Consider the following 26,384-nt stretch of genomic DNA (forward strand, 5'->3'; position numbering starts at 1 on the left):
CGGGCCGGTTTCACGCGTAAAATGTCACGACCCCAACGATTGGCATGCTGGGTGACAGACGCTGCCTGTTCCGGAGGTATGTCCCGAATCGGGAACGTCCTGCGGGCACTTACCATCGCGGTGCTGGGCGTCTCGTTTCATCTACGCCGATTGCAATTGATTTACGACGGGCGCGGCTTTGATATTTCTGAGTATCAGCACGGTTGCGGCTATCAGGAGGATGAGGGCCACTGCTGCGCCGATGATGAATCCAAGACGGGGCTCCATGGCGTCCACGGCGAACCCCACCATTACGGCGGCAAAGGCGGCGCCAGCGTTGACTGCCGTGTTGATCCAGCTCGATGCCTCGGTGCGCACCTCTGCAGCGGTGAGGTCGTCCGCGAGTAGGTAGCCGGTCACGAGCGACGGGGCCAGGAAAAAGCCCACCGCAGCGAGTCCGAAGCCGAGGACCACGACAAACTCAATTGTCGTGAGAAGTGCGCACAGCGCGGTCATGACTGTGACCGAGATGAGTAGTCGCTTTACGAGCGAGCTCCTCCAAGTTCGCTGTCCGTAGAGCAGGCCTCCGACTGCGCTTCGGGCTGCAAAAGAGGCGAGAAGGATGCCAGCCAGGCCGACCGATCCCTGACTGTCGGCGATTGCGGGTGCGACCACTTCCACGGTCCCGAGTATGACTCCCACGCCGAGTAGCGCGATCAACACTGCGACGAACCCGCTCTGTCGTAACGGCCGTGAACTCTTCCGGGGGGAAGCGGTGACGGCAACGTGCTGTCGCGATAGCGAGCTGCTTGTCATGCCGAGGGTTCCGGCAAGCGCCACCGTGGCAGTAGCGACCAGTCCGACCGTCGGCGATGCCGCACTGAGAGTGGCCGCTGCGATCAATGGCCCCGTCGTGAACAGTAATTCCTCACAGACCGCATCGATGCTGTATGCCTTCGTCCGCAGCGCTCCCGGCGCTGTCAGTGAACCCCAGAGCACACGCATCGAGGCGCCGAGCGGTGGCGGGAATAACCCGACAATGGCCGCCAGCCCAATGAGCGCCCCTGACGAAGGGTCGGGCTGGGCTGTCAGCGCAGCAATGCCGCCGAGACCGGCAGCGAAGGCGATGGCTAGCGAGTTGAGTGCAAACCGCTGTCCGCGCCGGTCGACGAATCGTGCGCGGTACGGGGAAGCGATCACGTTCGCGAGCCCGAAAGCTCCAGTAGCCGCGCCGGCGGCAGCGAAAGAATCAGTGCTTCGCTGCACCGCGAAGAGCAGCACTAAGGTCACTATGGCGAACGAGAGTCGCCCGACGAGCGCGGGGACAAAGACCCTGAGTGCGCCGGTCGTGCGCAGTACCTCGAGGTAGCCGCTACTCATGTTCGCGGGGCGGTGTCGTGGTTCACGACTTCGAACAATGCGAGGGTGGCACTCATCCGGATGCCTTCTGGTGTGGCGGAGGGCACCGCCTCATCGTGGATGAGTTTCCCGATCTCGCGTGACATGTCGCGGATACGCTCCCATGCCTCGCGGGAGACGGTGACCTCCGCCTCGGTGAATACGAATTCGGATTCTGACAGGTAACGCGCGCTGCGGGCGATCAGTTCTGCGGCGAGGGAACTCATCAGAGCCTGGTGCTCGTCGACGCGGCCCGAACCGAGCGCTTCGCCGCTCGCGGGATCGTGTCGGTAGCGCTTGGCGGTCCCGCCACGAATATTCGTTTCCTCGACAAGCTGCACGAGTCCCGCCTGAGCCAAACGACGCAGGTGGTAACTCACGTTCGCTTGGCTCTCGCCCAAGATACGCGCCGCCTCCGTAGCGCTGAGAGCCTCGGCAGTCAGAAGCGAAAGCAAACGCAGGCGTAACGGGTGAGCTACGGCCCGGAGGCCATCAAGATCCGGCATGCCCAAACGATATGCCAAACCACACCCAACCTCCAAATTGTTCTTTTGCGGTCACCTGTCCGGAGCACATGCCGACGCAGCTCACGGCACCGTCCGAGCTGAAGTGCCCTAAAACCTGACGATGATCGGACTCACGTTTGGATCGAAACGGCCTGTCCGCCGGCACCGAGCGCCGTGCCCGGAGAGGAACCCTGCGCGGGACGGTTCCGCGAATGTGCCGTCTCAGGGCTTTGTTTCCGTGCACCCGGAAGGGAATCTCTCATCGAGAATCGACGGGCTGGTATCGAAACAAAACGGAATCACGGCGCACGAATCCGGAGGCCTCGTAAAGCCGGATCGCGGATTCTCTGGATGGGCGCGACGTCAGGTCCAGGCTCCGCACTCCCAACGCCTGCGCTCTGGCAATCATCGCGGTCAATAATTCACGAGCGATTCCTCGGCCACGGGTGAGTTCGTCCACCACAACGTCATCGATGTGACCCCGGACCCCGGTCGGTATGGGAAACGTCACGAGGGTGGCCATTCCTACAACCCGACCAGAGAGCCGCGCAAGGAAGAGATCGACTGACTCGTTCTCCACCATCCGATTGAGAATTTCCCTGTCGAACATAGCTGTCTGTGACAGCTGCGGAAGCAATCGGCGAATCTCTTCCGCGACAGCGTTGTCGGCGTGGGTGGCGATCGAAATGGTCAACTCATCTTCCATAGGGAGAGGCTACCTGTGCCGAGCCAGACCGCCGCAGCCGGGTGCCACAGCGGAACGACCTGCGGGCGTGGATAGGCTGGTCCGATGCTCTTCCAGACCGAACACTTATCGGTGCGTCAGTTTCGCCGCGACGACCTCAACGACTTCTCAGCCCTCTGCGCCGACCCGAACGTGATGCGATTTGTCGGGGACGGGACCGTCCTCAGCCGCCCCGAAGTATCGCAGTGGATCGAAATCTGCGAGCGAAAGTACGTCGATCGCGGTTACGGCACCTCGGCCGTCTTCGACGCGCGATCTGGCGAGTTCGTAGGCTACTGTGGCGTGATTCGAGCGCCTGATCGAGACTTCGATGAACTCACGTATGTCTTTCATCAGAAGGCTTGGGGCAACGGTTATGCAACGGAAGTCGGGATCGGCATGCTCGACCACGTGTTTCGCATCTCGTCACTGGGCTCCATCTCGGCGACGATCGAGCCGGAGAACGAGGTCTCCAAACGCGTCGCAGCAAAGTTGGGGATGATTGAACTGCCATTCGATACCGAAGACGTGAGTTATTGGAGGATTACACGCGAGCAGAACTGCGCTCGATAGCTCTATTTAGTCCCCTGGCGGGGAACCCTGTTCACGGTGTCGGTAGACCAACCCTCTACGGGCGCCACAACTGGTGCCGAAGCCCGAGGGACGTCAGAGCATGAGAGGTAACGTGAGCCGTATTTCATCCGGATAGGAAGTTCCGAACCGTGCCTGCCGAGCTCCGGATTTTCGGCAGCGCGTAGCGGTTGCGCCCTAGGCCCACAAGCCCGCTGATGCGGACACCAGGCTACGCTTCGGGCGAGTCCACTGAGTTGCTGACGTCGCACAGTTGCACCGGCCCGGTCAGGTCGTCCAGCGCATGGTTGAGCTGATCAATCCGTTCCTGCGCGGCGGCTCGGAGCTTGGCCCCTACGACGGCCCACTCCGCCGAGGAGGGCTTGGAAGGGAGATCGATGAGAAGTTCCGAAATTTCGCTAACGGACAATCCCACTCGTTGAGCCACTCGAATCACCTTGATCCGGCAGGCATCTTCTTCGCTGAAGCGACGTTGATTCCCGGACGTTCGCTCGCCAGCGATCAGACCATGTTTGTCGTAAAACCGCACGGCCGATGCATTCACCCGGCTGGCGCTGGCCAGGTCCGAAACTGTCATGGATTTCGTCAGCAATTGATTCAATGTACCTCTCCACTTGACTTCAACCTTTGTTCAAGTTTTAGCATTTCTACATGCCCGAACGCAACCAGATTGACACCGTCCCCGTGCCGCAAAGACTCCGTACCAAGGGTTCGGTGGCACTAATTGCGGCGAGCATGCTCACTGTCATGGCGGGAGCAACGATTTCCCCAGCGCTGCCGAAGATGGCCGACTACTTCTCCGAGGTTGATAGTTCCGGCTTCCTAGTGAAACTCGTTGTCACCATCACTGCGCTGTCGATCGCCCTCTCCGCCTCGGTACTTGGATGGCTCAGCGATCGGATCGAGCGGTCCAGCGTGCTCAAGGTTTCTGTTGTCGTTTACGCAATTGCGGGCTCGGCCGGATTGTGGATTGATGATCTGTCAGCACTGATGGTTTCCCGGGTGATCCTCGGTATCGCAGTGGCTGGTGTTATGACGTCGTCAACGGCGCTGATCTCCGAATGGTTCACGGGCGAGCGACGGTCCAAAATGTTTGGTTTTCAGGCCGCTGCGAGTGGGCTCGGCGGTGCGGTGTTCTTGTCGTTGGGTGGGGCGCTGGCGGTCGTCAGCTGGAATGCGCCTTTCGCCATCTACTTCTTGTCGCTGCCGGTCGCCATCCTTGTCGCGTGGAAAGTCACCGACCCGCCCCCGGTGCCGAAAGTCGCAGCCGAGTTGAAACCCGTGCTGAAAAGCAATGCCACGGCCCTCATTTCAGGAATCGTGGTGCTGGCATTTGTGATCCAGATTGTTTTCTATGTGGTGCCTACTCAATTGCCTTTCCTCCTCGGCGAGATGGGCGGCGATTCCTCGATCACTGGCCTCGTGATCGGGTGGATGGTCTTGGTCCAGGCCCTTTCCAGCCTGAGCTACCGCTGGGTGTCCCGCCTGGGATTCAGCAACGTCGCGTTGCTCAGCCTGACTCTGATGTCGGCGGGGATGACGATCGTCGGCACCTCCGGTGCCATCGCGCAGGTTCTGGTTGGCCTATCGATCTCGGCCCTCGGAGTGGGACTCGTGATGCCAAATCTCAATTCGTGGATATCGGACAACACCTCGTCTGCGACCCGGGCGCGCGCTATCGGCGCGCTGATCTCGGCAATGTTCCTGGGGCAATTTGTTTCACCCGTGATCGCGGAACCCGTCATTCAAGGAGGCGACACAGCACCGGCCTTCCTCGCGGCGGGTGTGCTCTCGCTCGTGGCAGCTATCACCGTCCTCGCTTTATCCGTTGCGAAAATCGCGCAATCCGACTCGGCGTCACCCTGACTCGGGACGAGAGCACACGGTTCGTGCACGAGTCGGACGACTTTGCCCGTCGTAAGAAGATTACCGGCGTGCCCATCCTTCATTGGGAATCCGGAGCGCCGCTGAGAGGCGTGCATAGCAAGCACACTGGCAAACCTCATTCCCTGACCTTCCACCTCAACATCACAGAAAACGGACTCAATGAAAATCGGAATCATCGTAGGAAGCACTCGCCCGGGACGTCGATCCATTTTGGTCGCCGAATGGGTCAAAGCAATTGCCGACAGCCGTCAGGAACACGACTTCATCCTGCTGGACCTGCTGGACTACGACCTCCCCCATCTAAACGAAGAGATTCCCGCCGCCATGGGTCACCCGTATGGGCACGGTCACACCCGTGCGTGGTCCGAGTCGGTCGCATCCTGCGACGGTTTCATCATCGTCACTCCGGAATACAACCACTCGATTCCCGGGGTACTAAAGGATGCCCTCGATTACCTCTTTAGCGAGTGGCACAACAAGGCCATCGGATTCGTTGGATATGGGCTACTCGGCGGAAGCCGAGCAGTGGAACACCTGCGAACCATTTCTGCGGAACTTATGCTCGCGGACGTCCGCGCGCAGGTCGCACTGTCCCTTTTCACCGACTTTGTGGACATGGAACTTCTCAATCCCGGCGACCACCACGTAGCTACCGCGAATCAAATGCTTGATCAACTACTGAGCTGGAGCAGCGCCTTGCGCCAGCTCCGTGACACCTCGACAGACTCGCTGTCGTTCGTCGAAGCCTGACGCTCGGCTGAATAGAAGAGTGTCGAGGGCGATCTGTCATTTTTCGAAGTCGTCTGCACAACGGCCATCGTGCTTTCGGGGTTGTGCAGGTGAGTGAGAAAACTGGCTTTTCCGTACTCCTCTGCATAAAACGCCCGTTTACCCCTACTCCTTTGCACGACGCACGTTCAGGCGGCGGTGTCCCCGGCTCGTTGGATTGCCCGGTAGACCGTGGACCTGGCGACGCTGAAGAGTTCTGCGATCTGCACGGTGGTGTGTTCGCCCCGTTGGTGGACCTCGACCAGGTGCTTCTCCTGCGCCGGGGACAGTTTGGGCTGCTTGCCGCGGAGCCGGCCGGCCGCTTTGGCGACTTGCATCCCTTCGCGGGTGCGTGCTCGGATCAGGTCGGCCTCGAATTCAGCGACCATCGCGAGCACATTGAAGAGGAGTCTGCCAACTGGGTCGGTGGGGTCGTGAACGGAGCCGCCGATGCTGAGCTTCACTTCACGAAGGGTGAGGTCGTCGACGATGTCTTTTGCGTCGCGCAGGGATCGTGCCAGCCGGTCGAGCTTGGTCACGACGAGGGTGTCGCCGGCTCGGCATGCGGCTAACGCTTCGCGAAGGCCTGGCCGGGCCCGATTTGTTCCGGTGAGGCCTTGATCGGTGAACGTCTTTTGGAGTGAGACTCCGAGGGCGGTGAGGGCGTTCTTTTGGGCGGTGAGGTCTTGGTCGTTGGTGGATACGCGCGCGTAGCCGATAAGCATTCCGGTCATGCTGGAGTGTACCGTTTATCCGCCCTTCACCGGGCATTTTCTCGGGCGGGGTATACGGGAATCGGGCGCCCCCGAGATCATGCGGAACGTCTTCGGCGGTCCGTGCGCGCCGGGTGTCCCGGTCACCGTCCGTCTATCGGTCAACGCTCAAACACACATACGCACCTGCCACTTCGCCAGTTCGGGATGCATCGCGTTCTGCGCCATCATGGTTCTGGGGCGGGACGCACCTCACGAAACAGGGGAAGCCATGATTCAGATCATCGAGAAAATTGATCGCATCGGAGTGTTGAATGGGCTCGATGGCTCAAAGCATCCTCTAACCAGACTGTCTCTAATTTACGCGGGAAATGGGAGCGGTAAGTCTACCCTCGCCGCTGTACTCGCGGCCGCTGGGTCTGGAGATACTGATTCTCTTAGTGAGCGTCAGTCACTGGGCACGACCGATCCCGCTCACGTCAGGTTGCTGCGCATTGGCGCATCTAAGCGAGTCCTCAACAACGGGCTGTGGGCGGGCGGCCCCTTACGAACTCGTGTATTCGACACCCAGTTTGTGGACCAGAATGTCCACACTGGTGGCGAAGTGAGCCCCTCACACCGACAAGGTCTACTCGCCATAGCCATCGGAACTACGGCAGTTGACCAGCAGGAGAAACTAGAAGATGCTCAGGGGCTGGTTGCTACGGCGAAGGCTGAGATGGAGGGTGTCGAAGCCGCAGTGCTTGCGATGGCCCATGCCGTGGATCGGTCCTGCTCATTCTTAACGTTTCAACAGCTGCAAGTCCCGGATGCGGTGGACTCACTCGTAAATGAGGCTGAAACCGCACTCGTTAATGGCAAGAATGTATCGAGACTCTATGCTCTTCCGCGGCCGGTCGAGTTGCAAAGCATCGCGCTAGACCTCTCCGACTTGTTTGAAGCGCTAGTGGAGTCGTTGTCTGCTCTGCACAGCCAGGCCCGACTTCGCGTGGCTGACCATGTCAGCCATCTGGGCGCTGAGTCCTCGCAGACCAGTGTCGACGCGTGGTTGAGCGCGGGTGTTGGACTTGCTCCGGATGCTGAATGTCCTTTCTGCGGGCAGAGCACGGTGGGTATTGATCTTGTCGATATGTACGCCAAGTTCTTTGACTCCGCATACGGTGATCTTCGCGACCGACTCGATCAGTTGCGGAACCGTCTTGGGGGCGCGGCACGAGAGCGTCTTCAGGCCCAACTGACCATCGAATATGAGCGCGCTTCGACGGTCACGGCCGCATGGGAATCCCACATTGATGTCCTCAACTTGCCCGTGTTAGAACCAATCTCGGAAGCGTTGTCGTCTTTCGGAACGCTCCTTGACGAGCTTCTCGACCAGAAGATGGAGCGTTTCGAAAAGTCCGTCGAAGCAGGAGACAACCGGTCCCTTCTTGAAACGTATGTGTTTGCGCTGCCGGTTCTGGTTGAGGAAGTAAACGCGGGCATTCGGCAAGCTCGTAGCGACATCGAGACATATATGGACTCGCTGTCGGTGTCGAGCGTTGCGGAACTCGAAATAATTCTTGTTGCCGCCCGCCTATCGAAACTACGTGTAAGTGCTGATGTGCAGCGCCTTTTCGCTAAATGGAAGATCGCGAAAAGGGAGGTCGCTAAGAAAAATGCAGAAGCGACCGCGGCGAGGAAAGCTAGCAAAGACGCTATGAACGCGACCCTCGCAATCTTCGAGGGGGTCATCAATGGTCACCTTGAGAAGATGCAGACCCAATTCCGCATTGAAAAAGTCACTTCCACATATGCGGGCGGACCGAGTCGAGGAAACTATGGCTTGAAGTTGCGGGGATCATCGATTGACATTTCAGGTGGAAAGCCACCGTTTCGCATAGCGCTCAGCGAGGGAGACAAGAGAACCCTGGCGTTTGCATTCTTCTGTGCGACTGTGTCGACAGAGGAGGATCTTCGTGGTCAGGTAATCGTCGTTGACGACCCCGTCACAAGCTTGGATCGCCACCGCCGAACCTACACAACCAACACCCTCAACGATTTTTCCTTGCGAGGCGCTCAGGTGATTGTTTTGGCGCATGACGCGACTTATTTACGTGAAGTACGCGAGAAGTTTGGACGGAAAATACTCGATAGCCATGGTGACCCGCGGCCATCTACCGAGCTGCAGCTGTATCGCGACAGCAACGGGGACGCGTCTCTAAGCAAGCACGACCTTGATCGAGAATGCGAGAGTAAGTATTTCCGCAACTACCGCCAAATACGGGCATTCCTCAACGTTGAAGCAGCAGACGGCGCTTTGGTCAGTCACACTACCGCGGGCGAGGCCATTCGTCCGCTGGTCGAGTCGTACCTTCACCGACGATTCCCGGGGCACATCCCTAAGATGAACAAGACCTTGGGCTCAGCCATTCTTCTTATCAAAGCGGCAATGCAGGGTGATGTTCTGTCTTACGCCCAGCCCTTAGTTTCGGAACTCACAGAAATAAACGAGTTTGGCATGCGCTACCACCACGACACAGAGTCGGACATCGAACTGCCCGAACCCGACGCGGATGAGGTCAGGGCTTTCGCTCAGCGCGCATTGAGGATTGTACTTGGAGACCCCACGTTGGTGTTGAGCAGCTTCGGCGTCCGCTGACGGATCCGCTTCCGGGTGCCCAGTCTCGTAGAAGGTTCCTCATGCGGGCGGCGCGCTGGCATTCTGCGGCGAAAGAACATCGCTACTTTTCAGCGAGAGTCACATCCGTGCGTGGAGAAATCTCTTGTCTCCTTGCCGCTCTTCGGTAAGGTGAATCAACCTTAGACTGCCCGTTGGGCTTGGCTTGGGTTTGCGGTTGGAAGTTCGACTCTTGTTTGGGTCATCGCTACCGGCGCCATCACTATCGGTTGTATCTCACTCTTCACACACACCATGACAGGACGCAAGAGCCTGAAATCCGTGAAGCACGTCAGGGCAGCAGAGAAAGAGGCTCCTATGAGAAAAGCAGTTAGCGGCATCGCTCTCTACATTTCAAACGTCAGTAGCGGAGTCCTAGGCACGGTTCTCTTTGAGATGGCCACCCAAACCAAACCTTGCGGTCAGATAGCTAGCTGTCCTGTAAGTGGAACCCTGCTCAAATTCAGATCCAGCCCGTAGCGGTTTCGAGAAGTGGACACTCCCGTTCTGCCGCCTAGGTGCCGTTGCATCCGTGGCCATGTGCTGCCCATCTCGCCCACTCCACGAAGGCATTGAAACGAACGAGGGTTGACACCGTTTCTGGCACCCGAATAAAACTTATGTGCCGAGAAATGTCACAAACAGCACCTGAGAACGCACTTCCCTAGTAACGGCGAAATGAACGGGGTTGGGTGTATGAACCGAAGAGCAGGCTACGCATACGCGGAGCAGGAACTGCTGGCGAAGGTGCAGGGCGGTGACGTTGCCGCGTTCGAAGATCTCACGAGGCTCCATATTCGCTCTGTACTGAGATACGCGTCCGCGGTAACACGGGTCCGCTCTGATGTGGAGGACGTCGCACAGGAGGTTCTTCTGACTGCGTGGAGGCGTCGCGCCGGATTCTCACCGGAACGTTCGATGCTTCCGTGGCTGCTCGTAACCACTCGGAATATCGCTCTCGCGGCGAACCGTCGTCACGCTCGGGACGCAGCGGAATCCCTTGACGCAGTTCCTCTGCTCCAGGCATGGACGCAAGGCCAAGCACAAAGAGATGCCGCGGACGAACTGGCTGAAGTACGCGGCCTCATCGCCGGCCTGAGTGAGATCGATCAGAAGCTGGTCGAGCTGTGCTTCGTGCAGGGTAGGACATTCGATGATGCATCTTCAGATCTGGGGCTATCTCCTCCCGCCGCCCGCAAACGCATTCAACGGATCCGCGAGCGCCTCGTCGCACACCGCTCGACCGCACCAGGTCTTCAGACTGAGAACTAGGAAGTAGGAAGTAGGAATATCATGCCCATTCACACTTGGACGGAAACTGACCTGTCTGCTGCCGCCGATCGCGTGCACAGCAGTGTCTCGACTCGAATCAGGCGCGCCAAGCGCACGAAGCATCTAGCGCTGGCTAGCGGCGTCGTCGTTCTCGGACTCGCGGGCGTCGCTGCCGCATCAACCCTTCTTCCTCCGCAGGCGCGAGGCGAGATTGGCGCTGGCTCCGAGTACGTGATGGCCGTAAGCGAATGCCTCCAAAATGGATCGTGGACTGTATGGGTAGCCCCGGCTAGTACGCCTTGGGCGGATGGCCCCGCAGATACTGTTCATTTCTCAGTCTCTGGCTACGAACAGGTGTCCTTTATGGACAACGTTGAACTCTGCCGAGACCAGGTCGCCAGCACGGCAGGCGTAGCGCTGAGCGAGGTAATCGGCCTGCCCTAGCCAAATCGGATGAGCGAGACGAAACGCGGGGAGCACGAGCATCGCCGAGCAAGGCATTGCCCGACCGTTCCGTTTAGGGTTCCCGCTACGGTACCAGCCGATAGTCGTGTCTCGGCTAAAGGCCGGGGTTGACGATGCGCTCCATCCACGTCTCCGGGGCGATCAAAGTGGAGAACCCGAGATTGGAATACAGGCCGTGTGCATCGTTGGTTGAGAGGGCGATGCGCCTCAGTCCCAGGGGGTCGCATTCCGCGAGAATGCCCGCGATGAGGGCTTTGCCAATTCCGTGGCCTCGCACCATGGGGTCGACGAAGACATCGCAGAGCCAGGCAAACGTGACGCCGTCGGTGATGACGCGCGCGTAGGCGACCTGTCTGTTAGACACGCTGTCGTAGATGCCGAAGTTGCGTGATCCGTCGATCGCTGCGTCTTGCCGTGAGCGTGATCGCTCGGGTGCCCAGTAGGACTGCTCGCTGATCCAGCGGTGCACCTGGACACGGTCGATCTCGGCAGTGTCGGATGAGAACCGATAATTTGCATTCATCAAGCCATCTAATCGTGTTGACACAGACCGTGCCGAGTCCTGTCACTCTGGATCCACCGACAAATCAATCGCGATTAGAGCGAGCGCGCTGAAAGCGTCCCGCAGAAGTTTCCTCGAGGGGCCGACGTTTAGACGGGGTAGGCCGAGATGTCGATCCGTTGCGATGGCGGCAGGATGACATCCGCTGGACGGATTGTCCTGTGTGGAATCGATGGCGCTGTTGTCCAGCTGGGGTCGCCCGCCGATGTTGCCACGACAGTCATGGGTAGGTGGCCCGTGACCTCTGGTGTCAAGTCGCTCAGCGCGGTCTTCAGATCGGCTCGGGCTCGTTGGTAGCGGGTGCGGGCGGTTGATGGGCTGATGCTCAGGATCTGGGCAGCTTCGGTGATGGCAAATCCGTCCCAGTGGATGAGGCGGACGAGTTCGGCCTGCGCCGGAGTCAGTCGGCCGATCGCATCTCGCACGTCGGCCCCGTCGTCCGCGGGTCGCCCTTCGGTGGGGGAGGTTCGGAGGACCTCCCGGAATCGTTCGGTGAGGCTCCACCGTCGTCGTTCACTCCGTGCGGCGTTAGTTACGACATGGCGGGCGATTCCGAACAACCACATCCGGCACTGCTCGGCACCGGGTGGTGTTGAGTCGACTCGTCGCCAGGCCGCGAGCATCAGTTCCGCAAGTCCGTCGGCAGCATCGTCGATCGGGAGTCGACGTTGGAAGTAGCGCAGCAGGTCCGGCGACGCAGCAGCGAGCGCTTCAGTGAGACGCTCAGAGGAGTTGCTATTGCGTGCCCTCACCAGCTGGCTCCGGGGCAGAAGGACTGCCCGTCCGAGCTGAGGTTGCTGTCGGCGCCGTCGATGCCCTGGTTCGAGAGCTCGGCGCTGGCCGCAGCGGTGACAATCATCGTCACCGCCCGCTGGTACTCCGCATCCGCGTTGTAGTGCACGGTTCCGTAGCCGGCTGGTTCGGTCGAGCCGTCGGCGTTGACGGCGATGTTCGAGTCCTGCCGAATCCACTCGATCGTGCTCGCGATCTTCTCCTTGGTCAGCAAGGATTCAATGTCTGTTGTGCGGTAGAAGTTCTCGACGGCCTCGACGGCGGCGGGGTCCTGCCCGCGCACGTTCCCGATCCGCTCCTCGCACTCCACCCCGCTGGGCAGGGTGTAGGCCATCGAGGCGACCGGGGTTTGTGCCCAGGGAACCCAGCTGTTGGTCACCGCGGCCGTTGCCGTTGCTGCGCCACCCAGAAGCAGTACGGACGCCAGCCCCGCGAACACCGGCCGCCTCCACGGCCGTCGTGCGGTCACGCGCGCAGTCTCGACATTTGTTGCAACCCGAAGCTGGGTCAGCTCATCAGCGACACTGTCGGTTATCACCGTGGTGCGCGGAGCGGATCGGTCGAGCAGACCGTCCAGATCGTCAGATGTTGGGCCCATGATGTTCTCCTCAAAAGTTGGTTACATCAGAGACATGTCCGGAACGACGCCCAACGTCTGCGCAAGCCTCAGAAACTCTTCCCACCCCAGGGCCCGCCACCTGGTCCTTCGATCATGCCGGAAGGATTGCGCGCCAGGTTAACGTCCAGAACGATGTCCGAGGAGTTCATCGAACTTCCATCGTCCACTCCGCGCTAACGTGTCCCGCAACAGGTTCGGCAGTCTCAAGGGGTCGTAGCAACACACCGTTTGAGTGAGGTGTTGTCAGTGGCGTCGAGATTGGTCATGAAGGTCCGCGAGAACTTGTTCTGGGATCGTGTTCGGAAAGGCAGGTCATGTCCCACTGAGTGGTGTTGTTTCCCTGCTCAGAGTGCCCGTTCGGGGTTCCACTACGGGCACGACCCAGGAGTCGTTGGTGGTTTAAGCCCGCGAGCACGTCTGAAAGTGACCCTGGTTACGAAAACGGTTACTACTCAGACGCTTGCGAGATGCTCGTGCTTGTATGCAGAGTGAAGAAGTGCTGTGAAGTCGGCGTCCTCGATCAGACGATGATCGCCAATTCGGGCAATGGCGATGCCGGGAGTCCACGAATTCATCACGACGCCCGCCAGATGGCCAAGTGATTCGTTTCGACGAATGGGTTGGGTTTTCTGTTCTACGCCGAGTGCGTTGAGTTGGCGCTGGAGAATTTCCATTGTTACGCCAATAAGGATGTTGGCTTCGGGCCAAATCACTGAGCTTCCATCCCAAAGGGCCAAGTTCCAAATAGTCGCTTCGCTCAGTCGTCCTGCAGAATCTTCAAAGGCAGCATCGTCAAATCCGCGTGTGACGGCCTGACGAAGAAGCAGCGTCTTGGCTACTTCACCGACGTGCTTGACCTGAGGCAAGTCGCGCTCGTGGGCAACAACGTCCAAGGCCAACGGCCCCAGGGGAACCGTGGCAGCGTCGGTGATTCTCGTCAGTACATCCAGATGCACTTTCGAGCGAGGAGCCACGAATTCTCCCGGGGACGACGTGATGAAAAACGCCAACGATGCGTCTTCCGGTGCTGCGCTGAGTGCCACACGGAGATAATCCACAATTTGGGCATCCGGAAGGTGCCTGCCAAACATCGCGTCGCTGGCATCACGGAGCCGCTTGAGATGCAGATCCAGACCGCGTATGGATCGATGGCGGATCTGCATCGCCGTGAAGTGAGCAAAGCCCGCAAAGGCCAGTGGAGCTAAGTCGTCAGCTGTGGCGACTGTACCGTTGAGGAGTGTCAGTGAACGCGTCATGACTGAAGGGTATGAGGTGACATTAGTGTCAGAGGCAAAGCCTGCTCAACACGAAATGCTACGCATCGGCGAGTTGTCGGCGCTCACCGGAGTCGGGCCGCGGCTTCTCCGGTAACTACCAAAGTAGAGGTCTCTTGGCCGCCGACCGGTCCACTTCGGGCCAGCGGCTTTTCGACCCGGCGGTGGTGGACAGAGTGCGTGCGATCCGATCCCTCTTGGACGTTGGGCTGCCAACCCGCACGATTCTAGAGCTCATCGACTGCGTCTCCGAGCCAGGCCGCCTAGAGCCTTGTGCGATGCCTGTTCTAGTGGAGCATCTCAAGGCATATGACGCGCGTATCGCAGACCTCATGGGCACTCGAGAAGGCCTCGAAGCCCTCATCAACTCGGGTCCGGATGCCCGTCACCTTGGCCGAGCCGAAGGTAAACCCCGTTGCGAGCTCCTGCCAGATCTGTCCCGATGATGTCGTCACATCGCTGGGAAACCCCGGCGACGCAGTAGAGCCCAGCGAGGGAATGCTGCCTCCACCGTCCCGCAAGGGGTTGGCGACGGGCAGTGCTCAAGCAGTCCTACAGTCTGCCAAAATAGGCCCGTGACTGATTGGGAAGAACGAATCAGAATATTCTGGAGTGACGCCAGTGGCGCCGACCCTGAGTCCACGTTCGGCTCTATGCAGGCTCTAATCCTAGAGCGACGTGACGATGATCCGGCCGCCATCTTCGAGTGGGCGTCGGTGCATGACTTTCTTGGACGGGAAGCGGAAGCGATTCCGCTCTACCGCCGTGCTCTGGAACTTGGTCTCGATCCTGTCCGCAACTTGCAAGCTCAAATTCAGCTGGCCGGCTCACTGCGCAACGTCGGTGAGACCACCGAAGCGGTCAGGATTCTGGAAGGCATGGAACCGGACGCAACTATCGGCGACGCCCACGAAGCTTTTCTGGCTTTAGCGCTCTTCGACGCTGGGCGGCCCGGCGAGGCTTTACGAGTCGCCCTCAAGGCTTTGGGAAAGACCCTGCCCCTCTATAGCGGTGCGATAGACCACTACGCCGACGCGATTGTCGATTCCAAGTAGCCACCTGCGCTCCCGGTGGGCAAAAGATTCAATCGTCCCGGTGAGGGTTCGGCTTACGGCGATTGTTTTGTGCCGTTCTAACTTGCAGAGGACCCACCCGGACGCGAGCGATTTACCCTGCGTGCCGTCACCAGCGTGATCACCGCAACTATCGCAATCGCGCCGAGCCATATCCATAGGTTCGTGTCGATCCCAACGAGTGACCTTTGATACGAGCCGCAGATCGACGTGCCGCCAGCGGGTGCGTCTGCACACCAGCCTCCGCTGACAATCGGCGCTAAGAAGACGGAGATGCCCAAGCAGGCGAGTGTGCCTAGCCACATCGTGGCGACAACGGATCTCCGGCGGTGAATCATGCCTACAGCCAATCATTACTCAAGCCCGAGCACCCCCATCGATACTCTTTTGTGATCCCACGAGTCGCAAAGAGGCTCCGCTGCGGCACCGTCCCGTTGACCGTTCGGCTTGCGGGCACCTGCGCATGTTCCGCGGCGGAAGGCCGAAACCTGAGCTGCGGCGCAAAAAACGGTTCCATAAGTCTCTGCCGATTGGGACTGTTAGAAACCCCCGTCGATTCCGAGTTGATCGATGATCAGTGCTTTTGGGCAGGTCTTTAGCTATCCGCGGTAGAGCGAACTCAGTCCAACAACGATCGTCGAGAACGGCCGTTACGTTCAACTTCTGCGAGAGCGTGGACACCCTATATTGCTCAAAATTCAATTGCGGCGGCGGCGAGGTTGGGGCGGGCGAGCACCGCGAGTTTGAGCGCATGCTGAGCGAGGGGGGATAGGGATCCGCGCCATTGAACCCAGATCTCTCGGTACGGCAGCGGCGGGTGAATTCGATGGATGCTGATCGCGGCGGATGGCGAGATCGACAGGGCTGGGAGGATCGCGCATCCGGCCCCTGCCTCAACCATCGCGGTGATCGCGTGGTTGTCGGTGGTCCTGAACACAATGTCGAGGGTGACGCCGGCGTCTGTCAAAGCCAGTTCTACTCGGCCCTGGTCGCATATGGCGGGCAGAGCAACCATAGGTCGGTCTCTGAGGTTGTTCAGCTCGACGGCGCCAGGGGGAACCACTCCTCGAGGGGCAAGCAGCAGGTGCTCGTCCGCAACAATGAGTTCCCCATGGTCTGGCGGTTGCGGTGGTGAATCGAAGAAACACAGGTCGTTGGTGTCTAGGTCAGGGAGAGGCGTTTCTGTTTCGACCATGGTGATGGCTGCATGCGGGTTCTTTTCTGCGAGAGCGCGAATAAGTGCCGGCAGGAGCTTGGTCGTCACCGCTTGGAACGTCCCGATTGTCAGGCGTCCGCGGCCGTCGCGGTGATCCATCGCGGCCCGCTCTGCCGCGTCGAGTTCGTGCACGACAAGTCGAGCGTGGTGTTCCATCAATCGTCCGAGGGAGGTTAGTTGCGATCTCGAGGGTCCGCTGCTGCGGTCGAAAATAGGTCCCCCCGCGTCGCGCTCGAGGATGCGGACCTGTTGACTAATCGTCGACTGGGCATAGCCCAGGGCAGCCGCCGCGCCGCCGAACGTGCCCAGATCAACGATCGCTAAGAGGGCTCGGAGTCCTGACGTAGTGAGTGAGTATTTGCGCTCGTGGGGGCCAGTGTTATTGACGTTCGGGGCCAAGGGGTGATGTGGCGAGTAGCGCGTTTCGGGGCCACCGGATATTTCCGTTCGGGGCCATCTGTTTAGCTCCTTCTGTCGTGTGTAGAGGCACGCGACAGAAGGAGTAATCAATAATGGTACGAAGGATTCAAGCCAAGCGGGTGCTGGAACTCCGCGCTGAGGGCATGACGGGGCGCGCGATCGCCTTGTCGCAGGGCATGTCGCGCAAGAGTGTGCTGGCGGTGTTCGACGCCGCCGACAAAGCTGGCATCGACCGTGACGCTCACGTGAACCGCAGCGATGCGGAGGTGTATTCGTTGCTGTTCCCGGGGCGCGGCGAGCACGAAAGTGTGTTCGTGCAGCCGGATTGGGACGCGGTGCATAAGGAGCTCGCCAAGGTCGGGGTGACGCTGAAACTGCTCCATAGCGAGTACGTCGACGGGTGCGCGGTGAAAGAGCAGCCGGCGATGGGTTACGACCGATTCTGCAAGGCGTATGCGACGCATGCGCTGATCACGGGGGCGGCGTCCCGGGTGGGTCATAAGGCCGGGCGGACGGTCGAGGTCGACTGGTCAGGACCGACGATGCATCTCACCGACCCGATCTCCGGAGAGACGTCGCGGGTGTATTTGTTCGTCGCGTGTCTGCCGTTTTCCCGGTATGCGTTCGTCGAGCCGGCGTTGGATATGCGGCAAGATACTTGGTTGTTGGCCAACGTCGCGATGTTCGAGTGGTTCGGTGGGACGGTTCCCCGGATCGTGCCCGACAATTTGAAGACCGGGGTGATCAAGCATCCTCGCGAGGGTGAGATCGTGTTGAACGATGCCTACCGCCAGATGGCGGCGCACTACTCGGCTGCAGTGCTGCCGGGCAGACCTCGGGCACCAAAAGACAAGGCATCCGTGGAAAATACGGTCGCCCATGTTGCGACGTGGGTGATCGCCGGATTGCGTCACCGGAGCTTCGGAACGCTCCCCGATCTGCGGGGCGCGATCCGGGAACGCATGGATGCTTATAACCGGGAACCGTTCCAGAAACGCGCCGGCTCCCGCCTCAGTGTGTTTGAAACCGAGGAGAAAGCGCTGTTGCGGCCGTTGCCGTCGGCTTCGTATGAGATCAGCAGGTGGATTATGGGGCGTCGGGTGCAAAAGAACGGGCATGTGGTCTGGGAGAAGAACTTCTACTCCGTCCCCTTTGCACAGATCGGCCAGGGCGTCGACCTGCGCATCACCAGCCAGGTGCTGGAGGTTTATCGCAATCATGAGCGTCTCACCAGCCACCTCTTGTTCGGTGAGCATGTTGTGAACGAATACCGCACGAACGATGCCGACCAGCCTCAGGGTGAGAAGTATCGGGAATGGGACACCGTCAGAATTCGGGCCTGGGCTGACCGGGTCGGCCCGCACATGGTGACCGTCGTCAACAGGATCTTCGACTCTGTTCCCGTGGAGGAACAAGGCTTTGACGCGGCCCTCGCCGTGCTGCGGCTGAGCCGCCGATACTCCAGCGAGAGGGTGGAGAAAACATGTCAGATCGCGCTCGACGGTCGCGTCCGCTCGCCCCGATATGCGCACCTGCAGCCGATCCTGGAGACCGGGCAAGACAAGAAGAGCACCCGCAGGATGCCGCAGTTCGAACCCACCGAACCCGAAACTGGCGGCTATGTTCGCGGCGCCGATTACTACGCCGGAGGCGGTGCACGATGAGTCGGATCGATATCGAGACCAAACGCAAACTCCGCGAGATGGGTGTCACCACATTGTTGGATGCCTTCGACGCCCAGGACGATACCCTGACGCTGGGTTTGGCGTTTGAGGAGAAGATCAAGCTGGCCGTCGATGACGCCCATTCCGTCTTCACCCAAACGAAGGTCGAGGGGCTGATCCGCCGGGCGAACCTGCGCTATCCGAATGCTGACCTGCGCCGTCTGGACCTCGTCGAGGAACGTGGACTTGACCGGTCAATGATCGCGGGACTTGGCACGTGCTCGTTCATCGACCGGCAGCAGAACGTCGTGTTTCAGGGCTTCACCGGGTCGGGGAAGTCGTATCTGGGGTGCGCCCTGGCGAAAGCAGCCTGCCTGCACCGGGTGCGGGCGCATTACATTCGGATGCCGGAGCTTGAAGAGGCCTGGCAGCTGGCCCGCGATAAACCCGCCGGGACCACGAAGTTCTTGAACAAGTACGCCGCGTTCACGCTCCTGGTGATCGACGACTTATGCGAAGCTTCGCATAAATCGTCTAATGTGCAGCAAAAGATTATGCGAAGTTCACATGGCGTGGCCCGTCACCCGTGCACAAGCAGCGAGTTTAACTTCGCATAACCCACCCCTCTTCCTCCGCAGTTTGCCTTGGCATGATGTCAAAACCTTGACATTTGGAGGGATGGGTATGAATAAGAACATTGACGAGATTGTTTCCCAGGCAGGCCGAATGCTTGCTGAACTGGGGTACACCTCCGGTACGATCCAGCATTACAAAGGTACGTGGAACAAGGCCAAGCGATGGTGTTCCGAACGCGGCATCGAGTGGTTCGACACGGACCAGGAACAGCAACTCATCGTTGACATGGGGTTGAATGAGAATGTTCCGTCCCCTGGCAAACGCAGCATGCTCAGGCACGTGCGGACCCTGCTTTCCGTGGAGAAAGACGGGTGTCTTCCGTCTTTGTCGAGGGCTTTGCCTGAGGATGTACCTGATCGATTTCTGCACGTCTTGGACGCGTATGTGTCCCATCTTCAGCAGCGTGGCCTTGCTCGCCACACACGTCGTGGTCAGACATGCCTCATCAGAAAGTTCCTGACGGGTGTGAGGATCAATGATTTGGGTGATCTCTCCATGGAGGATGTCACTGCCCATATTGAAGCGTGTTCCTTGATGACCCCGCAAACACGGGCCGGGATCCTTTACGCCATCCGCGCGTTCACGACATGGGCAGCCGGCGAGGGGTTATGCAGCTCTGCTGTTGCGGCGGCGATGCCGATCATTCCAGGTCATAAGTATGCTTCACTGCCGTCGGCTTACGCCGTCAGCGAGGTTGCCGCGATGGTCGCTGCAACGGGAGCGGAGTGCCTGCGACGTGATCGGGCGATGCTGCTTCTCGCCTCTGTTCTCGGGATGCGCGCCGGCGATATTCGGGCGTTGCGTCTGGGCGATCTGGACTGGCGTACTCGCGAGGTCAGGTTCACGCAAGTCAAGACCGGTAACCCCGTCAGGCTTCCGTTGCCTGATGAGGTGATGCTTGCCCTGGCCGACTATCTACGCAACGAGCGACCCAAGAATCCAAACGACCACGTATTTTTGCACCATCGTGCACCCCATGACAGCTTCGAGAATGCTGTGAACCCGTTCCACTACGTCGCAACTAATGCTTACGTGCGGGCATCCGTGAACACCTCTGGCAAGCATCACGGGATGCATTCGCTGCGCCACTCAGCAGCAACAAATATGCTTTCCGGCGGCACTCCCTACCCGGTGATTTCGGGAATATTGGGGCATTCGAACGCCAACACCACGCGCAAGTACATGGCCATCGACGTCGAAAGGCTTCGTTTTCTGTCGTTGGAGGTGCCCCGTGGTTGACATCCTCGTGTTCGCTGGCGCTCACGGCGAATTGTTCACCGGGTATGTGCGCTACAAACGCTCGCTGGGCTACTCGATCTCCACCGGCTACCAATACGTGCTGCGAGAAATCGCACGATTCATCGCCGACTACCCGGTCGATCCCGACGTTGTTTCCCGTGTCGCTGTCGAAAAACTCACCAGCAGAAAACCAGGCGAAGCCGTATCGACCCAGTGCAAACGCATCGCCATTCTGCGTCAATTCTGTCTGTGGCTTGCGAGTACGGGCTACACACCGGCGATTCCGCCCGAAGGACTCGTACGCGACACCACCGATTTCGTGCCAAGGATCGTGGCCGCGTCCGAGATGGCCCACATCCTGGCCATTGCCGACCGCACCGCATCCGAGCAGCGAAGATTGCTGCTGCGGCTACTGTGGTGTTGCGGCATACGCAGCGGTGAAGCCTGCGCGCTTGCCGTGTCTGACCTAGACATCAGCGCGGGCACGATCCTGATCAGACACGCCAAAGGTGACCGGACCAGGCTGCTCCCCATGTCGGCATCGCTGTGGGAATATGCCTCGGGCTATCTGGAACGCTGCGGCCTCACCGCCGAGGGTGGCACTCTACCGCTGATGCCAACGGCACGCGGCAATGTTCCCCGCAGCAACAACGCGGGCGCCGCGCTCAGCGGCATCTTCGGTCGTGCCGGCGTTCTCACACGCCAGGGCAAACCAATCCGCCCCCATGATCTGAGGCATTCCTATGCGGTTCACGCGCTCGAAAAAATGGTCGACAACGGGACAGATATCTATGTCGCACTACCGCTCCTGGCCACCTACATGGGCCATGCCGACATCACCAGCACGGAGTATTACCTCAGGTTCACCCAGGACACGTTGCTACGGATCATTGACGCGCAACAGCAGGTTTCACAACGTGTGTTTGGCGGTGCATCATGAGAGAGTTTCCGTCGCTGCTGCAGTCCTTCCTCATCGACTACCTGCCGAAGCGACGAGGGTTCAGCGCCCACACCATCGCCTCATACCGTGATGCTTTCGTGCTGCTACTCAAATGGATGGACAGTGGAGAGGGAGTGCCACCCGACAAGGTCACCATGGCTAACCTCGACCCCGACCATATCGGCCGATTCAGCGATTGGCTCCGCGAGGAACGGCACTGCGCCGCTTCGACCTCAAACGCACGCATCGCCGCCATCAGATCATTCGCAAAGTTCGTGCAGGCTGAGGCCCCCGAGCACATCGAGATCTGTCGCCGTATCCTCCAGATACCCTCCGTGAAGACGCCAACAACCGAGGAGGTCGAGTTTCTTAGCGTTCGCGCCGTGCAGCTCGTGGTCGGAGCCGCGTCCGATGACTTACGGGATGTGACGATCGTGTCCTTGCTCTACGACTCGGGCGCCAGGGTCAGCGAGGTGTGCGGCATGGCGGTCGGGGACCTGACACTATCTCGCCCGCACACTGCCAAGGTCCTCGGGAAAGGGAGGAAGGCTCGCGTCATTCCGCTCTCCTCGCAAGTCGGCGAAATGTTGTCGCGATACATCACCTCGGTACGTCCTCACGCAGCACCGACGGATCCGCTGTTCGTGAACCGTAGCGGAAACCCACTCGGCAGGGCCGGTGTCGCGTATGTGCTGCAAAAGAGCGTCACCGTCGCGCATAGCGCCAATCCAGAGGACGTTCCATCGAAGGCGCATCCCCACATCATGCGGCACTCGAAAGCCATGCACCTCCTCGAGGCTGGGGTGAACCTGATCTACATCCGCGATTTCCTCGGGCACGAGAGCGTCACCACCACGGAGATCTATGCCCGGGCGAGCACCGAAGCCAAACGCCGGGCCATCGAATCAGCCGAACAGAACATCGTTCCCCACAGCCCGTACGGGAAGGAACAACGGGCAGACCTCATTGCCTGGCTTCGCGATTTACTCTAGCTACCAAGGATAATGCGAAGTTAAACTCGCTGCTTGTGCACGGGTGACGGGCCACGCCATGTGAACTTCGCATAATCTTTTGCTGCACATTAGATGAATGGCTCCTGGACGAGCCCGACGAGAGCACCCGCAGCATGCTGCTGGAACTCCTCGAGCGACGCTACGACCAAGCATCGACGGTGTTTTGCACCCAATACGCAAAAAGGGATTGGCACCAGCGCCTCGGCTCCGGGGTTCACGCCGACGCGATCATGGACCGCATCGTGCACAACACCATCTGGGTCGAGACCGGCGGCCACAACATGAGAGAACACACCGCCGGCCAGGTCAAGGCATAAGGCTTGCGTGGTCGGGTGCCGTTGGCCCCCGGCCACGCGACGGCCCGGCGCTCGAAGGCAATACCTGCGGCCCCCGCAGGCAATATTCGGTGGCCCCTAAACACTCAAATACTCAGTGAGCATGGGCTACCTTCTCGTAATCGTTTTTCACGATCATTATCTTCGCTAATTATTGCTTTCGCGAAATGCTGCAAGTTCGTAATGTTGCCTCATGGCAGCCTTCAGTGATTCCATCATGATCTCCAACGACGTCAAGCTCTGCGTTGAGACGTACGGGGATCGAAGTGACCCATCCGTGCTTCTGATCGCCGGGATGTCAGCCTCCATGCTGTGGTGGCCGGGCGAGGTCTGCGAGGCGATCGCATCCTCGGGGTTCTTCGTGATCCGCTACGACCAGCGGGACACCGGCCGTTCGACGAATTTTCCGCGCGGGCGCCCTGGCTACTCGACCCACGATTTAGCGACCGATGCATTGGGTATCTGCGATTCGCTCGGCATACGATCCACTCACGTGGTCGGCCACTCGATGGGATCGATGATCGCAACCATCTTGGCTGTCGACCACTCCGACCGGTTGCGCTCTGTCACCTTGATGGGTGCAACGACCGGAGCGCCGGACCTTCCTTCCGGAACCGGTGGGTCCCCCGATCTTCCTGATGACCTCGAATCGCGGTTGGCCGTCATCGATTACCTCCTTGAGGACACTCGCGCCTGCGATGGCCTATCACCCCGATTCGACGAGGATCGAATCCGTCGGTTCATTGCCCGAGACGTAGATCGAGCTGACGATATCGCCGCAACAATTTCCAACCATCCTGCGATGGAGTTCACACGCCCAAGACGTGGCGACGTCGGCGCCATCTCGATCCCGACACTCGTGGTGCACGGCGAAATCGATTCAATCTTTCCATTGGCGCACGGTGAGGCCGTCGCTCGCGCTATACCCGGCGCCGCATTCGTGATGCTGCCAGGCGCCGGGCACACATTGCTCACCGCCGATCAAGCAGATTTCACCACCCCGCTAATCAGTCACCTCCAGGCGACCGACCACCGATGAAAGAGGCAGTCTGGTTGCCGCTATTTGACGACCTCGCCGACCCCGGCGTCGTCGCCGATCTCGCCGCCCGAGCAGAAGCCGCGAAGTGGGACGGATTCTTCGTCTGGGACCACATCCGATGGGGAGAAGCCGATCGAAGAATAGGTGACGCCTGGGTAACCCTCGCCGCGGTCGCCCGCTCGACGAGCTCAATCCGCCTCGGACCGATGGTTATACCGCTTCCCAGATACCGACCAGCCTCCCTCGCACGCCAAACGGTCAGCCTCGACCTTCTGAGTAAAGGAAGACTGATCCTCGGCGCCGGGCTCGGCAATGACCGTTTTGGCGGCGAGTACAGCAGATTCGGCGAGAGCCCGGATTCACGTCGGCATGCAGCTATCGCTGACGAAATCCGCTCGATACTGCCCGCCGCCTGGACCGGCAACGCCGTTCACCACGCTGGGGAGCACCACACCATCGACGACGTCCGTTTCCTCCCTACCCCCTACCAGCACCCCGCGATCCCGATCTGGATCGCGGGAACTGCAACTGCGGCCGCCCCTCGACGGCGCGCAGCCCTCCACGACGGCTTCTTCCCGGTGAACGTGCGCAATGCAAGCGACTTCGCCGACATCATCCTCGCGCAAAATAACTCACCATCATTCGACTTCGCCGCCACTGTCCGGATACAGGACGACGCCAACGACTACCGGGATGCCGGCGCGACGTGGATCCTTCGCGAGATCCAGCCGGAGATCGGTCTCCCCGCGATCTCGACACTCATCGACGAAGGACCCCGCACCAAAGGGTTCCCCGAACCGAAAGGGCCACCATCGAGCCAGCTGATATAAGGTGAGGACTAGCAGCCTCCATTGACGGGGTGACTCATTCTTCTTTTTGCAACCCGGATCCCGCCTGTGTGTTCATGATGGTAGGCGCGTGCTCAAGGGTGCGTCACGCAACTTTCACGGGGTACACGAACCGTGTCGTCAAACGGCGACCTCCAGCCGCGCGGATGTCGCGTTTCATTGGGAAACTCGTTCGGCTCGCCTGAATCATGCGAGTGTGTCTCATAACACATCGCGTCTCGTTCTGGCCTCTCCCCTGCTCGGTGGATGTCGAGCATTGATACCAGTCCGTTGATCTAGAAGGATTGTTGTTGGCCATAACTCGATTCTGGGTGCCGATGTTCTCGTAATAGCTCCATGCCGGCCATCGCGCATGCCGCCGTTGAGGAGCATTCTGGCGAATCGCCGGTCAGCCGCAGCACATATGGGGCGCCTGATACGAGGCCGTCTTCGTGCTCCCACCACTAGGACTGCAATGTCGGTATTTAGCTGCGGGCGGAACGAAGCTGATCATTTCACCCGGCTCGTTCGTCACCGGGCTAGCTATCGGAAGCCTGACCGCATGGTTGGCGCTTGCCGCACTGACTGTCGTCGCCTGGGTCCGAACGCCCCAATCACGGCGCCGTGAGTTGGACCATCATGGTCGACAGGAATCGTCCCGTAGAGGGTTCATGAAGGCACACTGTCCGAGATATCCGCAGCAGCTCAGTGCCCACCACTAACTCCTCAGTACTGAATCCTCGATCAGGATCAGAGCTGTAAGGTCCCGGCCCAGGCCCCGGTACGTCGATCCCTCAGATAGCGATCCGGGCACGATCGACGGATGAGTCCATGACGCGATAAATCTCTCCTGAAGAGGTGAAGCGTGCACGCAGGTCGGGGCTCGGTTCATTGAACTCGCGCAAATCAGCCATCGTCGAAACCTCGAGAAACTCAGCAATATCCGGAATGGACTCGCTCAACTCGGCGGAAATCTCCGCCCGCCCATCACCTCCGCTCAACAGTGAGACCAGGATGATCCCGCCCAGCGCGACACCGACAGTGCCGACCCACATCATCGGGCCGGCATACGGCTCGCCGCGACTCAAAACGTAATCCAATAGACACCGAGCGAACCCACCGCGAAGCGGGCGACTAGGAGCAAAACGATGACCGCTAGTGCGATGGTCAGCCAGAGCCACCATCGGCGGCCGGTATTCGCGATGGCCAACGCGATGAGGATGGGGACGAAGAGATACATCGCGGACACGACCAGTAGGACAGCGGCGAATCCAAGGGAAGATACGCCATTTACTGAGGCGATGACGGCCACCGCAGGGATCAAGGAAATGGCTGTGGTGATGGTTCCAATGACTCCGACCATCCAAGCGAGCACGAATCGGAGTGTGCGTGCGAGTCGCGGTTTCTCGGCGGTCATACGAGTTCGGATGCAAGCAGTCGCGTGGTCTCGGCTATCACTTCGTTGTTACCTTTTGCGTTGAGGTCGTGATCGTCGGGAAACGAGTGCAGGCCGAACATGGTCGCGCCCATGATCTCGGCGCCGACGCCCTCGAAGAACGCGGCGGCGTAGAAGTCGTCGATGCCGGTCGTCCCGGTGCCGCTGGTGTCACCGAAGACGCGCTCGTGGAACGGGCGGGTCGCGGCGTGGGCAGCCGTGAGGCGCCCCCAGTCCTCACCCATCGAATTTTCGGGGGCGTGGTCGGTCCTCGAGGTGTAGCCGTCCAGCGAGATGAACAGGTCGATTCGAACGCGGGTCATGTCAGGTTTCCTCCGGGG

General features: G+C 59.8%; 28 protein-coding genes and 1 pseudogene. 15 read left to right on the plus strand and 14 right to left on the minus strand.

Features of this window, described 5'->3' with window-relative positions:
• Positions 1–141: 141 nt before the first annotated feature.
• The 3 genes from E3O25_RS03590 to E3O25_RS03600 all read right to left on the minus strand — a co-directional run bounded on the left by E3O25_RS03590 (position 142) and on the right by E3O25_RS03600 (position 2,589).
• Positions 142–1,359 (minus strand): MFS transporter, encoded by a 1,218-nt coding sequence (locus tag E3O25_RS03590; RefSeq protein WP_134360472.1) that lies wholly within the window; start codon positions 1,357–1,359, stop codon positions 142–144.
• A complete protein-coding gene (locus E3O25_RS03595) occupies positions 1,356–1,883 on the minus strand; it encodes a helix-turn-helix domain-containing protein (protein WP_104087681.1) in 528 nt (175 codons plus the stop codon). The genes E3O25_RS03590 and E3O25_RS03595 overlap by 4 nt, the downstream gene beginning before the upstream one ends.
• A gap of 259 nt (positions 1,884–2,142) precedes the next feature.
• A complete protein-coding gene (locus tag E3O25_RS03600) occupies positions 2,143–2,589 on the minus strand; it encodes a GNAT family N-acetyltransferase (RefSeq protein ID WP_092112787.1) in 447 nt (148 codons plus the stop codon).
• A gap of 84 nt (positions 2,590–2,673) precedes the next feature.
• Between E3O25_RS03600 and E3O25_RS03605 the strand changes: the two genes are divergently transcribed.
• Positions 2,674–3,180, plus strand: a complete 507-nt coding sequence (locus E3O25_RS03605; RefSeq protein ID WP_092112785.1) for a GNAT family N-acetyltransferase — start codon at positions 2,674–2,676, stop codon at positions 3,178–3,180.
• A 229-nt stretch (positions 3,181–3,409) separates the two neighbouring features.
• Here the strand turns inward: E3O25_RS03605 and E3O25_RS03610 are convergent, their stop codons facing one another.
• Positions 3,410–3,799, minus strand: coding sequence for a MerR family transcriptional regulator (locus tag E3O25_RS03610; RefSeq protein ID WP_134360473.1), 390 nt, complete (start codon positions 3,797–3,799; stop codon positions 3,410–3,412).
• A 50-nt stretch (positions 3,800–3,849) separates the two neighbouring features.
• Between E3O25_RS03610 and E3O25_RS03615 the strand changes: the two genes are divergently transcribed.
• Both E3O25_RS03615 and E3O25_RS03620 read left to right on the plus strand, forming a co-directional pair.
• Positions 3,850–5,064, plus strand: a complete 1,215-nt coding sequence (locus E3O25_RS03615; protein ID WP_134360474.1) for an MFS transporter — start codon at positions 3,850–3,852, stop codon at positions 5,062–5,064.
• Between the two features lie 180 nt (positions 5,065–5,244).
• Positions 5,245–5,835, plus strand: coding sequence for an NADPH-dependent FMN reductase (locus E3O25_RS03620; protein ID WP_092112779.1), 591 nt, complete (start codon positions 5,245–5,247; stop codon positions 5,833–5,835).
• A 167-nt stretch (positions 5,836–6,002) separates the two neighbouring features.
• On the opposite strand, the gene E3O25_RS03625 is transcribed toward E3O25_RS03620, so the two are convergent.
• The gene (locus E3O25_RS03625; RefSeq protein ID WP_134360475.1) at positions 6,003–6,587 is read right to left on the minus strand and encodes a recombinase family protein; all 585 of its coding nucleotides are present in this window, start codon (positions 6,585–6,587) and stop codon (positions 6,003–6,005) included.
• A 250-nt stretch (positions 6,588–6,837) separates the two neighbouring features.
• On the opposite strand from E3O25_RS03625, the gene E3O25_RS03630 reads away from it, so the two are divergent.
• Together E3O25_RS03630 and E3O25_RS03635 are read left to right on the plus strand one after the other, a co-directional pair.
• The gene (locus tag E3O25_RS03630) at positions 6,838–9,204 is read left to right on the plus strand and encodes an AAA family ATPase (protein WP_166805954.1); all 2,367 of its coding nucleotides are present in this window, start codon (positions 6,838–6,840) and stop codon (positions 9,202–9,204) included.
• A gap of 714 nt (positions 9,205–9,918) precedes the next feature.
• Positions 9,919–10,494 (plus strand): RNA polymerase sigma factor, encoded by a 576-nt coding sequence (locus E3O25_RS03635; protein ID WP_166787830.1) that lies wholly within the window; start codon positions 9,919–9,921, stop codon positions 10,492–10,494.
• Between the two features lie 559 nt (positions 10,495–11,053).
• Here E3O25_RS03635 and E3O25_RS03640 read toward each other — a convergent pair.
• The 4 genes from E3O25_RS03640 to E3O25_RS03655 all read right to left on the minus strand — a co-directional run bounded on the left by E3O25_RS03640 (position 11,054) and on the right by E3O25_RS03655 (position 14,188).
• Positions 11,054–11,482, minus strand: coding sequence for a GNAT family N-acetyltransferase (locus E3O25_RS03640; RefSeq protein ID WP_105034835.1), 429 nt, complete (start codon positions 11,480–11,482; stop codon positions 11,054–11,056).
• A gap of 128 nt (positions 11,483–11,610) precedes the next feature.
• The gene (locus E3O25_RS03645) at positions 11,611–12,273 is read right to left on the minus strand and encodes an RNA polymerase sigma factor (protein ID WP_134360477.1); all 663 of its coding nucleotides are present in this window, start codon (positions 12,271–12,273) and stop codon (positions 11,611–11,613) included.
• The gene (locus E3O25_RS03650; RefSeq protein WP_134360478.1) at positions 12,270–12,911 is read right to left on the minus strand and encodes a hypothetical protein; all 642 of its coding nucleotides are present in this window, start codon (positions 12,909–12,911) and stop codon (positions 12,270–12,272) included. The genes E3O25_RS03645 and E3O25_RS03650 overlap by 4 nt, the downstream gene beginning before the upstream one ends.
• Before the next feature lie 473 nt (positions 12,912–13,384).
• Complete coding sequence (locus tag E3O25_RS03655; RefSeq protein WP_134360479.1) at positions 13,385–14,188, minus strand: aminotransferase class IV; 804 nt, start codon at positions 14,186–14,188, stop codon at positions 13,385–13,387.
• 41 nt (positions 14,189–14,229) lie between these two features.
• Between E3O25_RS03655 and E3O25_RS17845 the strand changes: the two genes are divergently transcribed.
• Positions 14,230–14,652, plus strand: coding sequence for a MerR family transcriptional regulator (locus E3O25_RS17845; protein WP_370448716.1), 423 nt, complete (start codon positions 14,230–14,232; stop codon positions 14,650–14,652).
• A gap of 129 nt (positions 14,653–14,781) precedes the next feature.
• Positions 14,782–15,261: a tetratricopeptide repeat protein gene (locus E3O25_RS03665; protein ID WP_241988480.1), complete on the plus strand. Its 480-nt coding sequence runs from the start codon at positions 14,782–14,784 to the stop codon at positions 15,259–15,261.
• A 709-nt stretch (positions 15,262–15,970) separates the two neighbouring features.
• Here the strand turns inward: E3O25_RS03665 and E3O25_RS03670 are convergent.
• Both E3O25_RS03670 and E3O25_RS17850 read right to left on the minus strand, forming a co-directional pair.
• The gene (locus tag E3O25_RS03670; RefSeq protein ID WP_241988481.1) at positions 15,971–16,627 is read right to left on the minus strand and encodes a LysR family transcriptional regulator substrate-binding protein; all 657 of its coding nucleotides are present in this window, start codon (positions 16,625–16,627) and stop codon (positions 15,971–15,973) included.
• Between the two features lie 39 nt (positions 16,628–16,666).
• Positions 16,667–17,005 (minus strand): annotated as a pseudogene (locus E3O25_RS17850) (LysR family transcriptional regulator); the annotation flags it as partial.
• Between the two features lie 2 nt (positions 17,006–17,007).
• Between E3O25_RS17850 and istA the strand changes: the two are divergent.
• The 8 genes from istA to E3O25_RS03710 all read left to right on the plus strand — a co-directional run bounded on the left by istA (position 17,008) and on the right by E3O25_RS03710 (position 24,611).
• Positions 17,008–18,579, plus strand: coding sequence for an IS21 family transposase (gene istA / locus E3O25_RS03675; protein ID WP_134360481.1), 1,572 nt, complete (start codon positions 17,008–17,010; stop codon positions 18,577–18,579).
• The gene (locus tag E3O25_RS03680) at positions 18,576–19,196 is read left to right on the plus strand and encodes an ATP-binding protein (RefSeq protein ID WP_198410945.1); all 621 of its coding nucleotides are present in this window, start codon (positions 18,576–18,578) and stop codon (positions 19,194–19,196) included. The genes istA and E3O25_RS03680 overlap by 4 nt, the downstream gene beginning before the upstream one ends.
• 67 nt (positions 19,197–19,263) lie before the next feature.
• Entirely contained in the window at positions 19,264–20,454 is a 1,191-nt protein-coding gene (locus E3O25_RS03685; RefSeq protein WP_166805956.1) for a tyrosine-type recombinase/integrase, read from the plus strand.
• Entirely contained in the window at positions 20,447–21,394 is a 948-nt protein-coding gene (locus E3O25_RS03690) for a site-specific integrase (RefSeq protein ID WP_134360483.1), read from the plus strand. Before E3O25_RS03685 ends, E3O25_RS03690 begins: the two co-directional genes overlap by 8 nt.
• Positions 21,391–22,386: a tyrosine-type recombinase/integrase gene (locus tag E3O25_RS03695; RefSeq protein ID WP_092113048.1), complete on the plus strand. Its 996-nt coding sequence runs from the start codon at positions 21,391–21,393 to the stop codon at positions 22,384–22,386. Before E3O25_RS03690 ends, E3O25_RS03695 begins: the two co-directional genes overlap by 4 nt.
• Before the next feature lie 74 nt (positions 22,387–22,460).
• On the plus strand, positions 22,461–22,724 hold the full coding sequence (locus E3O25_RS03700) for an ATP-binding protein (protein ID WP_304988806.1): 264 nt from the start codon (positions 22,461–22,463) through the stop codon (positions 22,722–22,724).
• A 235-nt stretch (positions 22,725–22,959) separates the two neighbouring features.
• Positions 22,960–23,781, plus strand: a complete 822-nt coding sequence (locus E3O25_RS03705) for an alpha/beta fold hydrolase (RefSeq protein WP_166805957.1) — start codon at positions 22,960–22,962, stop codon at positions 23,779–23,781.
• Positions 23,778–24,611 (plus strand): LLM class flavin-dependent oxidoreductase, encoded by an 834-nt coding sequence (locus E3O25_RS03710; protein ID WP_134360485.1) that lies wholly within the window; start codon positions 23,778–23,780, stop codon positions 24,609–24,611. The genes E3O25_RS03705 and E3O25_RS03710 overlap by 4 nt, the downstream gene beginning before the upstream one ends.
• Positions 24,612–25,402: 791 nt before the next feature.
• Here E3O25_RS03710 and E3O25_RS03715 read toward each other — a convergent pair.
• The 3 genes from E3O25_RS03715 to E3O25_RS03725 are packed head-to-tail and all read right to left on the minus strand — an operon-like array spanning position 25,403 to position 26,366.
• On the minus strand, positions 25,403–25,696 hold the full coding sequence (locus E3O25_RS03715) for a hypothetical protein (RefSeq protein ID WP_092112685.1): 294 nt from the start codon (positions 25,694–25,696) through the stop codon (positions 25,403–25,405).
• Positions 25,693–26,025, minus strand: coding sequence for a hypothetical protein (locus E3O25_RS03720; RefSeq protein WP_206750204.1), 333 nt, complete (start codon positions 26,023–26,025; stop codon positions 25,693–25,695). Before E3O25_RS03720 ends, E3O25_RS03715 begins: the two co-directional genes overlap by 4 nt.
• Positions 26,022–26,366: a hypothetical protein gene (locus tag E3O25_RS03725; RefSeq protein WP_241988482.1), complete on the minus strand. Its 345-nt coding sequence runs from the start codon at positions 26,364–26,366 to the stop codon at positions 26,022–26,024. Before E3O25_RS03725 ends, E3O25_RS03720 begins: the two co-directional genes overlap by 4 nt.
• Positions 26,367–26,384: the final 18 nt, after the last annotated feature.

Source organism: Cryobacterium sp. TMT1-3 (assembly GCF_004402315.1).
GTDB classification, from domain to species: domain Bacteria; phylum Actinomycetota; class Actinomycetes; order Actinomycetales; family Microbacteriaceae; genus Cryobacterium; species Cryobacterium luteum.